At 67.0% G+C, this 11334-nt stretch carries 5 protein-coding genes; all 5 read left to right on the forward strand.

The genetic code is table 11. The features are described 5' to 3' along the window. Nucleotides 1–62: 62 nt before the first annotated feature. The 5 genes from EV685_RS01065 to EV685_RS01085 all read left to right on the forward strand — a co-directional run bounded on the left by EV685_RS01065 (nt 63) and on the right by EV685_RS01085 (nt 11334). Nucleotides 63–284 (forward strand): helix-turn-helix domain-containing protein, encoded by a 222-nt coding sequence (locus tag EV685_RS01065; RefSeq protein ID WP_242615356.1) that lies wholly within the window; start codon nt 63–65, stop codon nt 282–284. Then, nucleotides 281–4669 (forward strand): BREX system serine/threonine kinase PglW, encoded by a 4389-nt coding sequence (pglW, locus tag EV685_RS01070; protein WP_130480151.1) that lies wholly within the window; start codon nt 281–283, stop codon nt 4667–4669. The genes EV685_RS01065 and pglW overlap by 4 nt, the downstream gene beginning before the upstream one ends. Then, nucleotides 4666–8421: a BREX-2 system adenine-specific DNA-methyltransferase PglX gene (gene pglX / locus EV685_RS01075; RefSeq protein WP_130480152.1), complete on the forward strand. Its 3756-nt coding sequence runs from the start codon at nt 4666–4668 to the stop codon at nt 8419–8421. Before pglW ends, pglX begins: the two co-directional genes overlap by 4 nt. Before the next feature lie 3 nt (nt 8422–8424). Next, the gene (locus tag EV685_RS01080; protein WP_130480153.1) at nt 8425–9693 is read left to right on the forward strand and encodes a DUF6161 domain-containing protein; all 1269 of its coding nucleotides are present in this window, start codon (nt 8425–8427) and stop codon (nt 9691–9693) included. Between the two features lie 105 nt (nt 9694–9798). After that, on the forward strand, nt 9799–11334 hold the full coding sequence (locus tag EV685_RS01085; protein WP_130480154.1) for a Fic family protein: 1536 nt from the start codon (nt 9799–9801) through the stop codon (nt 11332–11334).

Below are 11334 nucleotides of genomic sequence, written 5' to 3' on the forward strand. Positions count from 1 at the left end.
TTCTGCGCAACACCCCGACCTCAAGAGGACGCCAGATGATCCAATGCCACGTGGGGCGCCTCATGGCCCGTGACGGCTTGCGGGTTGCGGATGTCGCCCGGGCCACCGGCCTGAACCGCAGCACCGTCACGGCCCTGGCTCGCGGACGTGCGACGCGGATCGAGCTGCCCCATGTGGAGGCGCTGTGCGGCCTGCTGGGTTGCACCGTCGGGGACTTGTTCGAATACATCGCGGACGGGCAGCAGCCGGTGCTGACCCGATCCGAAGGGGAGCGTCATCCATGAGCCTCAGCGCCAACCGTTGGCATGTCATCGCCCCATCCAGCTACCCGTGGGAACAGGAGGCGCTGGAGTGGCTGCGCGCCCAGTTGCCCGATCGCGAGCCCTGGCACGTCTGGACCAACTTCGAGTTCATCGACGACGAGGGCAAGGTCAACGAGGTCGACGCGCTCGCGCTGACCCCCGCCGGGCTGTTCCTGGTCGAGATCAAGTCGCGTCCGGGCAGCGTCAGCGGTGACGCCCACACCTGGACCTGGAGCACCGACGGCCGTGAGCGCTCGGTCGACAACCCGCTGCTGCTGACCGACCGCAAGTCCAAGCGCCTGGCCAGCCTGCTCAGGCGCCAGCCAGCCATCGTCAAGGCCAAGATGCGGCTGCCCTTCGTGACGCCGCTGGTTTTCCTGTCGTCCACCTCGCTGGCCTGCCGGCTGCAAGGGCAGGCCCGCAGCGGCGTCTACCTGCGGGGCCGGCCGCAGCAGGATCACGACGACGGCATCGTCGCGGCCCTGACCTTTGGCAGCCGTGGCGAGATCAGCGCCGCCCCGCTGGATAGCGCCGCCGTGAAGGCGCTGGCCAAGGGCCTCGCCGAAGCGGGCGTGAGGCCGTCCAACAAGCACCGCCAGGTCGGCGACTACCGGCTCGACAAGCTCATCGTCGATGGCGACAGCTACCAGGAATGGCAGGCCCGCCATGTCGGCGTGGACGTGCAGCGCCGGGTGCGCATCTACAACCTCGCCAACGCCGCCAGCCCCGAGGCCCGACTGAGCCTCGTGCGGCAGGCCCAGCGCGAGTTCAAGATGCTCGAAGGCATCGAACACAGCGGCATCCTGCGTTGCCGCGAGTACAAGGACAGCGAGCTCGGTCCCGCCCTCGTCTTCGACCTGGATGACCGCGCGGTGCGGCTCGATCACCTGATGCGCGACCACGGCGCACGCCTGGGCCTGAGCCAGCGCCTGCAACTGGTGCGCGAGATCGCCGAGGTGCTCAAGTACGCCCACTCGCGCCGCCTCCACCACCGCGCGCTGGGGCCGCAGAGCGTGCTGGTGCGTGACATCGAGACCGCCGCGCCGCGCGTGCAGCTGATGAACTGGCAGACCGCCGCACGAGAGGCCGACGGCGCGGGCACCGGTTCATCGACCACGCTGCACCGGCACACTGGCACCGCCCATGTCCAGTCCTACGTCGAGGACCCGGGCCTCGTCTACCTGGCCCCAGAGACCGCGCGCGATGATCCGGCCCATGGTGCCGAGCTGGATGTCTTTTCGCTCGGCTGCCTGACGTGGCTGATCTTCACCGGCCAGCCTCCGGCCACGTCCATCCTGGACCTGCACGACAAGCTGCGACGTGGCCAGGGCCTGCAGCTGTCGGCCGCGCTGGACGGCTGCCCCACCCGCCTGCAGGAACTGGTGCAGTTCGCCACCAACCCTGCGGTCGTCACCCGCTACGGCACGATCCAGGAGTTCCTCGACGAGCTCGACAAGGTCGAGGAAGAACTCACCCGGCCGGACCCCGAGGCCACCGTCGACCCCAGCTTGGCCAACCTGGGCGACCGGCTCGAAGGCGGCTACACCGTCGTCCGCCGCCTGGGCCGCGGCTCGTCCAGCGACGCGTTGCTGGTGCGCCCGGAAGGCAGTGACGACGAGCTGGTCCTCAAGATCGCCGTCGACGGCAGCCACAACGAGAACCTGCTGGCCGAGGCCGAGGCGCTCGGCAAGCTGCGCCACCCCAACATCGTCGAGCTGCGCGGCATCACCCAGGTGGCCGGCCGCACCGCACTGCTGCTCAAGAGCGCCGGTGACGAGACACTCGCCCAGCGCATCAAGGCCGATGGCCGCCTGACGCTGGAGATGCTGCAGCGCTGGGGCGAGGAACTGCTCGATGCCGTGCGCCTGCTCGAAGAGAACGCGGTCGTGCACCGCGACATCAAGCCCGACAACATCGGCATCAGCAAGAACCGCACGGGGCGCCTGACGCTGGTGCTGTTCGACTTCTCGCTGACCCGCACCCCGCCCGAGAACCTCAAGGCCGGCACGCCGCCCTACCTCGACCCTTTCCTGGGCCTGCGTCCGCAGCGCCGCTGGGACCTGCAGGCCGAGCGCTTCGCCGCCGCCGTGACGCTCTACGAGATGGCCGTCGGCCGCGTGCCGCGCTGGGGTGACGGCCAGACCGCCGCCGAGCTGAGCGAGGCCGAAGCCACGCTCGAGATCGACCGGCTCGACCCCGCCGTGCGCGAGCCGCTGCGTGCCTTCTTTACCAAGGCACTGGCGCGGCACGCGCGCGAACGCCACGACAACGCCGAGGACCTGCTGCGCGCCTGGCGCACCGTGTTCGAGCGCGCCAGCACCGCCCATCCGGTGGCTGCGCCCCAGGGCTTCGAGGCGCTGGCGCTGACCGTCACGCCCACCACCACGCTGGCCGAACTGGGCTACAGCCTGGAGGCCATCGACGTGCTCGACCGCATGGGCATCCACAACGCCGTCGAGCTGCTGGCGGTCGATCGGGTGCGCTTTCGCTACCTGCGCGGCGTGGGCAACAAGCTGCGGCAGGAGATCCGCCTCAAGGCCAAGGAACTGGCCCGCCTGCGCCCCGACCTGATGAAGGGTCGCGGCAGCCTGCACGAGGGCGACGAGAGCGAGCCCGAAGACCTGCAACTGCCACGCGCGGTCAATGAACTGGCCGACGCCCTGCTGCCCAGTCGCCCGGCCGGTGATGACCGCCCCGAAGAGGCTGCGCTGGCGATCTACCTCGGCCTGGAAGGTGAACAGGCCCCCGGCCGCTGGCCCACGCCGGGCGAAGCCGCCCTGGCTGCGCGGGTGGACCGGGCGGTGCTGATCGAGGAGATCGCCCGGGCCCGTCAGCGCTGGCTGAAGAACAAGTTCTTCACGGCGCTGCGCAAGGACCTGCACGAGCTGCTGCAGTCCCAGGGTCAGGTGATGACGCTGCACGAGGCCGCCCTCGCCCTGCTGGCCTTGCGCGGCTGTGCCGCCCAGGACGACGACAGCCGCCTGCGCATGGCCTGCGCCGCCCTGCGCGCCGCCGTCGAGGCCGATGCCCAGACCGAACAACCGCGCTACGAGGCCCACCCCAGCGAGGCCGGCCCCTTGATCGCCGCCAGCGTCGCCTGGGCCGACTACGCCCGCCAGCTTGGCCTGGCCGCCGACACCTGTGCGATGGCCGACCCCCTGCTGCCGCCCGAACGGGCGCTGCAGGCGCTGGAAGCCGTGCGCGCGCCCGGCCAGATCACCGCCGAGGGTGCCGATGCAGACGAGCTGTTCGGCACGCCGCGCGCCGCCGTGAACGCGGGCCCGGGCCACACATCGGCCGCTGCCGCACCCCTCAACGCCACCCGCTTGCTGCGCCTGGCGACCAACGCCTCGCGCAACGCCGCGCTGTCGGCCCGGCAGGAGATCTACCCCCGCGGCATGCCCGCGCTGCAGTCGCTGCGCCAGTCGATCAATGCCCTGGTGGGCGTGAAGCTGACCGAAAGCCAGTTGCAAGACCGCGTGCGCGGCCGCTACCCCGAGGCCGAACCCCTGCCCGGCCGCCCGCTGCTGGACCGCCTGATCGAGGCCGTCGGCGCGCCGCTGATCTGGGACGAGGCGGCTCGGCACTACGACGCCTTGCGTGTGGACGACCACGCCAGCGCCGGCACCAGCACCTACCTCGGTCGCCACGCCACCCGCCTGCCCGGCCGCACCCGCGCAAGCGCCACCAGCGCCGACGACGAGGCCCGCCTGGCCCGGCTGGCCGATGCCAGCGCGCTGGAACAGCGCCTGCAACACCACCTGCAGCAGGGTGGCCTGCTCAGCCTGACCGTCGAGCCCCGTCTGGCCCGCCATGCCGAGGCCGAGCTGCTGCGCCGCTTCGGGCCCGCATCGACCGGTCAGCCCGGCCTGCAACGCCTGAGCCTCGATGCCCTGCTGCTGCGCGAGCTGCGCACCCAGGCCTATGCCCGCAGGGTCGACTGGGCCACCGTGCTGCGCGCCGATGCCGCGCCGGCCGGCAGCCGCGACTGGACCAACCTGCTGCGCCTGGTGCAGCTCACCCTGCCCGCCCTGCAACAGGCCTTGCTCAACAGCCCCGCGCCGCTGCTGGTGGTGCATGCCGGCCTGCTGGCGCGCTACGGCCTGATGCGGCTGGTGACCGAGCTGGAAGACCAGTCCGGCCGGCCGGGCCGCACGCCCGCCGCCTGGCTGCTGCTGCCCGGCCAGCGGCCCGGCGTGGCCGAGATCGACGGCACGCCGGTGCCGCTGGTCCACGCCCAGGCCGTCGCCGCGCTGCAGCCGGCCTGGATCGGAAACGAACACCGCAGCGCGCACCTGCTGGGCCACACACACCTGCAAGGCCACACACACCTGCACCACAACAACACGATGGGAGAGCGCCCTTGATCCACGCCCGAAGCCTGCTCGACGACCTGACCCGCCAGCTCAAGCGCCTGGAAGACGACCTGCGCCAGCGCCTGTTCACCGACGCCGAGCTGCCCGAGCTGGCCACCGAGCTGAGGCAGGAATGGCAGGCCGCGCGCGATGCCGAACGCTGTGCCGAGACCTTCGAGAGCTGGGTCGAGCAGGTGCTGACGCAGGCGGGGGTGCACTGGCTGCTCAGCGGCGTGTTCCTGCGCTTCATCGAGGACAACGAGCTGATCGAACGCCCCTGGCTGGCCGGCCCGCCCGCCAGCGGCCGGCTGGCGCTGGCGCAGGACCGGCACGAGACCTACTTCCGCGCCCATCCGCTGGAAAACGACCGCGACTACCTGCTGGCCGCCTTCCACGAGGCCGGCAGCCTGCCGGGGCTGCACACCTTCTTCGACGACGCCCACAACCCCGTCTTCCGCCTGCCCATCAGCGGCGATGCCGCTCTGGCGCTGCGCCAGTTCTGGCAGCAGGTCGACCCGGACACCGGCGAGCTGGTGCACGACTTCTGTGACGCGGCGCGCAACACGCGTTTCCTGGGCGACCTCTACCAGGACCTGAGCGAGGCCACACGCAAGCGCTATGCGCTGCTGCAGACGCCCGAGTTCGTCGAAGAATTCATCCTCGACCGCACGCTGACCCCCGCGATCCGCGAGTTCGGTTTCCGCGAGGTGCGCCTGATCGACCCGACCTGCGGCAGCGGCCACTTCCTGCTCGGCGCCTTCCATCGCCTGGTGGCCGAATGGCTGCAGGCCGAACCCGGCCGCAACCCGAAGGACGTGGCGCAGCGCGCGCTGCACGGCGTGGCTGGCGTCGACCTGAACCCCTTCGCGGTCGCCATCGCCCGCTTCCGCCTCTGGGTCGCCGCCCTCCAGGTCGCCGAGGTCCGCCGCCTGGCCGACGCCCCCGACTTCACGGTCCACGTCGCCATCGGCGACAGCCTGCTGCACGGCAGCCGCTTCGGCCTGAGCGAATCCGACTCGCTACTTGATGAATCCGAAACCCTTGCCGGCTATGGGCTGCACCATGCCTACGTGAGTGAAGACCTGGCCCAGGTGAACGAGATCCTCGGCCGCCAATACCACGCTGTGGTCGGTAACCCGCCTTACATCGTGGTGGACGACGCCAAACTGAATGCAGCGTATCGCAAACGTTATTCAAGTTGCCAAGGCCAGTATTCTCTTGGCGTGCCATTCACCGAGCGATTATTTGACTTAGCAATTCAAAAGACCAATCGATCAGACGCCGGATTTGTCGGCCTAATCACAACCAACTCCTTCATGAAACGGGAGTTTGGCCCCAAACTGGTCAAAACAATTCTCCCAATGTTCGATCTGACGCACGTCGTCGACACATCAGGCGCATACATCCCTGGCCACGGAACACCTACAGTTATTCTTTTCGGACGAAGTCGCTCGCCACTGAGCGAATCAGTTCGCGCAGTCCTTGGCATCAAGGGCGAGCCAACCCAGCCAGACGATCCAGCCAATGGCCTCGTTTGGAATTCCATCCTAAGCGGTATTGATCAACCCGGCTTCGAGAACGACTACGTCAGCGCAACCGACATGGCGCGAGTCAAGTTCCACCGACACCCGTGGCGTATCGGCGGCGGCGGCGCGGCTGAACTTTCGGATGAACTCGACGATCGTTTTTCAGCTCGCTTTCCGCGTGGCTCAGTTGTATCAGGTACTGGAAGAACAAGTGCTGACGAAGCATTCGTTGTACCTGCATCGATACCACGACGATTGGACCTGGAGAAAAATGCGTTCGGTTCTCTGGTTGAGGGTGACAAGGTTCGGGACTGGACGCTGACAGCCAGCGAAACAGTATTCACGCCCTATGGCGAGGAAGGACTGTTGCCACAGAAAGAATTGCCTCGGGCCCTGCAGTGGCTCTGGCCAGTACGTACATCGCTCGGGGCTCGAATCACTTTCGGGCGCACGACGTATGCGCAGGAGGGGCGCCCTTGGTGGGGCTGGCACCAGGTTACTGTTGATCGACTTTACTACAACAACATCATCGCATTCAGCGAAATCGCCACCCACAACCACTTCGTCCTTGACCGCGGCGGCAAGGTGTTCAAGCAGACGGCCCCGGTCATCAAGCTGCCCGCTGGCAGCAGTGAAGATGAACACCTGGGGTTGCTCGGGTTGTTGAATTCGTCGGTGGCGTGTTTTTGGTTTCAACAGGTTTGCCATAACAAGGGCGGCCCGGGTGGCGGCAGCAGCAAAGACGAGAAGTGGCACGACTTCTATGCTTTCAATTCCACCAAAGTCGCTGAGTTCCCGCTCGTGGACTCTCGACCGATTGAACTGGCTCGTCGGATCGACAACCTGGCGCAAGCACTGAGTGCGATACAGCCGAACGCGGTCTTGCTGCGTTCGGTGCTTCCAGACCGCAGTAGCCTCGATGCTGCGAAGGCTGAGGCCACTCGCATCGTTCATCAAATGGTCGCCTTGCAAGAGGAACTCGACTGGCGCGCCTATCAGCTCTACGGCGTGTTGGAAATCGACATGACGCACGCCAACCCACCGATGGTGCGTCCTGGCGAACGCGCATTCGAGATCGTCATGGCCCGCCGTATGGCAGCTGGCAAGTTGCAGACGCGCTGGTTTGAATGGCTGAACGTCGAAACCACCACGGAGGTTCCGGAGCACTGGCCCGACGACTACCAGCAATTGGTCCAGCGCCGGATTCAATTGATCGAGACCGAGCGCAACGTTGGCCTCATCGAGTCGTTCGGCTGCAAGCGCCGATGGGAGTTGCCGAGCTGGCAGGAACTGGAACAAGCCGCCCTGCGCGACTGGTTGCTCGACCGGCTGGAAGCGCCCGCCCTGTGGCCCGCCAGCGATGAGCATACGGCGCAGATCAGCAGCGTGCGCAAGCTGGCCGATGCGGTCGCGCGGGATGCGGCGTTCTTGCAGGTGGCCGAGCTGTATGCCGGACAAGCCGGCTTCGACCTGCAGCGCCTGGTGGCCGAGTTGACGGCGGCGGAGAGCGTGCCGTTTCTGCCCGTGTTGCGCTACAGCGAGACCGGCCTGCGCAAGCGCGCGCAGTGGCAGGCGACCTGGGAACTGCAGCGCCAGGAAGATGCCATCGACGCCCAGGTCGTGGCCAACAACGCCGAGGACTGGCGCGCCGAGCTGACGGCCCAGGCGCGCGAGCAGTTCGGCAGCGCCGAGCTGAGCGATGCGAAGGCGTGGATCGGACAGCAGCTCGCCAGCGAGATCGCCCGCCAGCAGGCCGAGGAAAAGGCCGCCCGCATCGGCCCCATCCCCGTGCCGCCGAAGTACCAGGGCAAGGACTTCCTCAAGACCGACATCTGGCGCCTGCGCGGCGGCCTGGACGTGCCCAAGGAACGCTGGATCAGCTACCCCGGCTGCGAACGCGGGGCAGACGGCAGCACCCCGCTGGCCTGGGCCGGCTGGAACCACCTGCAGCAGGCCACCGCCCTGGCCGGCTACCTGATGGACATGAAGGACAACGAAGGCTGGGACAGCGCCCGCCTGCTCCCCCTGCTCACCGGCCTGGACGAACTCGTGCCCTGGCTGCGGCAATGGCACAACGAGCCCGACCCCCGCTACGACGGCGTGTGCATGGGCGACTACTTCCAGGGCTTCGTCACCGACCAGGCGCGCGAGCTGGGGTGCACGCTGGAGGAGTTGCGCGGGTGGAAGCCGCAGGCGGGTGCGAAGCGGCGCGGCGGGCGGCCGAAGAAGGAGGCCTGAGCCATGGCCGACCAAGACGCACAAGCCCAGATCAACCACGCGGTGCCCACCCCCCCGCCGCCGCCCTTGTTCACGCTCGACCTGGGTGCGAATGGGGGCGTGCTGGCCCCGACCTCGATCGAAGAAGCTGTTGGCTGGATTCAGGCTGAAATCAGTTTCTGGGATTGGGTCAATGGGCACCGTCATAGAAACGGCGGGCAGGACCAAGGACTGCGCAGTGCCTACAGTTCCTTGCACCAAGCGCTGAACACCTTGCAGCAAGCAGAAGGGTTTCGATCGTCAAACTTCGGGCATTTCCAGGCCTTGGTGGTTCAGGCGCAGAACCACCTTCAGGCGGCACTTCTATCGACGAACTTGCCCCACAGTGCAACGCCACTGGCAAAACAGATTGCGGCCTACCGCACTGCCCATGGTGACCATGCGGCGAACTACTTCGCGAGCGTGTTCGTTCCCCCTCAAGGAGAGCACACATTCCGGCCCGAAGGCCTCGACGGATGGCGCGGTTTTTTGGAGGGTTTGAACGCTCGCTTTGGCGCAATGACTGAGTCGCATTTGGATCCATCCGCGCAAGCCACGCACCTGGCCCTCGACGAACTGCGTGCCAAGGCGGAGGCCTTGTTGGGCGAGAAGAAGCAGGTCTACGAAGCGCTGCACCGCGACTACCGCAGCTTGACCGAGGCGGTCGGTCTTAGAAAGGACGAGCAGAGCGACGCCTTCGACGAGGCCCAGACTGCTCGTGACGACGAGTTCAATGAGCTGAAGCGTCGACACCAAGCAGAAATGGCCGCGCTGCAAGCCAAGTTCAATACCGAGATGACCCTGCGTGCGCCGGTGGCCTATTGGGAGAAGAAGGGTGAAAAGCACAAACAGAACATGTGGATTGCAGGCGTTCTGTCGGTGCTCGCGCTGATTGCCACACCGGCAGCCCTCGCCTTCTGGATCCACGATGTGCTGAAGGACACGCCGGTCGACAAGGCCCCAGCCAGCTGGCGGCTGGCGATCCTGGCGCTGGTGGGCTTGTTCGCCGTGTGGGCCGTGCGACTTCTGGTCCGCATCTACCTGAGCCAGGTCCACCTGGCCACCGATGCCGCCGAGAGGGTGGTCATGGTCAAGACCTACCTTGCGCTGCTGGAAGGCGACAAGCTGCCCGAACAGGAGGACCGTCAGATGATCTTGCAGGCCCTGTTCCGACCGGCGACCGATGGCATCGTGAAGGACGAAGGCATTCCGCCGGGAGCGCTCGAAGTCCTGACGCGCAACGGCAAGGGATGAGCCCCGGGACTGGCCACGGTCGAACCCCACGCAGAATCAAAAAACTTCGCAGAGATGCCGCACCTAAAGAAAAAGCGGTCGCCCGACTGAAAAAATCGAGTCCCCATGATCGGCTATGAATTCCTGAGCACCCGGATCCCGCTGCGCCTGCCACCTGTGGCGCGGCCAGCGCAGGTGCGGCCGGTGACGCGCATCGAACGGCTGGCTGATCTGCTGGCTGTGCCGCGCCATGTGGCGCCGGGGGCTGACGCGACGATCCTGGAACATGTCCTCTTTGCCCTCAAGCATGAAGACATGCAGATGGCCTTGTTGCTGGAGGCCCTGCGCCTGGTCAGCGCCGAGGAACTGACGGCGGCCCTCAGCGCGCAGCGCACCGGCAGCTACCTGCGCAAGGCCGCCTTCCTGTGGGAGAAGGCCCACGGTCGCGAACTGCCGATGCCTTGGGACAGCACGGGCGGCAACTACGTCGACCTGTTCGATGCGACGGACCACTACGTCGGACCGGTTTGGGAGCGAAGTCAGCGACTGCGGGTGAACTTCAACGGCATCGGGCCCTTCGACTTCTGCCCGGTGGTCCGCCGCGATGACGCGCTCGCGCAGCGCGGGCAGCAGGTGCTGGACCGCTTGCAGGCCTGGGCCAGCGACCCGGGTCATCAGGGCACGCTGGAGCGGGTGCTGAGCTGGGCCTACCTGTCCGAGACGCGCGACTCCTTCGCGATCGAGCAGGAGACGCCGTCGCCCGACAAGGAAAGGGCCTTCCTGCAGGCCCTGGCTCACCTGCGTGATCGCCGGCCCTTGAGCGAGGACTACCTGGTCGAACTGCAGAACACGGTGATCTCCAGCCCCTTGCGGGTGGAGGCACAGTTCCGCATCGAGCAGAACTGGCTGCAGCGCGGTGGGCACGGCGCCCTGGCGGTGCGTTATGTGCCGCCCCCGCCCGACCGGTTGCCCGCCCTGATGGACGGCTGGATGCGAATGGCCAACAGCCAGGGTGGGGACGTGCCACCGTTCGTGCGGGCGGCGCTGGTGAGCTTCGGCTTTGTCTACCTGCATCCCTTCATGGACGGCAACGGACGCCTGTCTCGCCTGCTGGCACATCACAGCCTGAACCTGCAGCAGGTGCTGCCGGTCATCGGCGAACAACCCACGTTGCTTCCGCTGTCGGTGGCCATGAAGCGCCACGAGGCGCTCTACCTCGCTACGCTGGAGTCGTTCAGCCGGCCGGCACGCGGCCTGTGGGACGTCACCTATCTGGCGGACAACGTGTTCGCCTTCGAGTTCATGTCCACGCCGCAGATCTATGCGCACTGGGACGGCGATTCGGCGGCCCGCTTCGTCACGGCGTGCGCCGAACAGGCCCTGACGCAGTCGCTGATCGACGAGACGCTGTTCATCCAGTCCCACGACCGCGCTTTCGAACGCATCGACCGCGAGTTCGACCTGCCCAACCGCACCATCAACCTGCTGATCCAGTGGATCCAGCAGAACGGTGGCCGCATGCCGGCACGCCGTCGTCAGGCCAGTGAACTGGCACTGATGAAGGCTGAACAGATCGATCGCATCGAGGCCATCGTGGCGACGAGCTTCCAGCTCACATCGCTTGCGCCACCGACATCACCACAACAGGCCAACGAAGCCTGA

This window comes from Sphaerotilus mobilis (assembly GCF_004216565.1).
Taxonomy (GTDB): Bacteria; Pseudomonadota; Gammaproteobacteria; order Burkholderiales; family Burkholderiaceae_C; genus Sphaerotilus; species Sphaerotilus mobilis.

Bases quoted from the DNA above. Each gene is read 5' to 3' on its own strand.
- EV685_RS01065 (WP_242615356.1), top strand. From the start codon at position 63: ATGGCCCGTGACGGCTTGCGGGTTGCGGATGTCGCCCGGGCCACCGGC.
- pglW (WP_130480151.1), top strand. From the start codon at position 281: ATGAGCCTCAGCGCCAACCGTTGGCATGTCATCGCCCCATCCAGCTAC.
- EV685_RS01080 (WP_130480153.1), top strand. From the start codon at position 8,425: ATGGCCGACCAAGACGCACAAGCCCAGATCAACCACGCGGTGCCCACC.
- EV685_RS01085 (WP_130480154.1), top strand. From the start codon at position 9,799: ATGATCGGCTATGAATTCCTGAGCACCCGGATCCCGCTGCGCCTGCCA.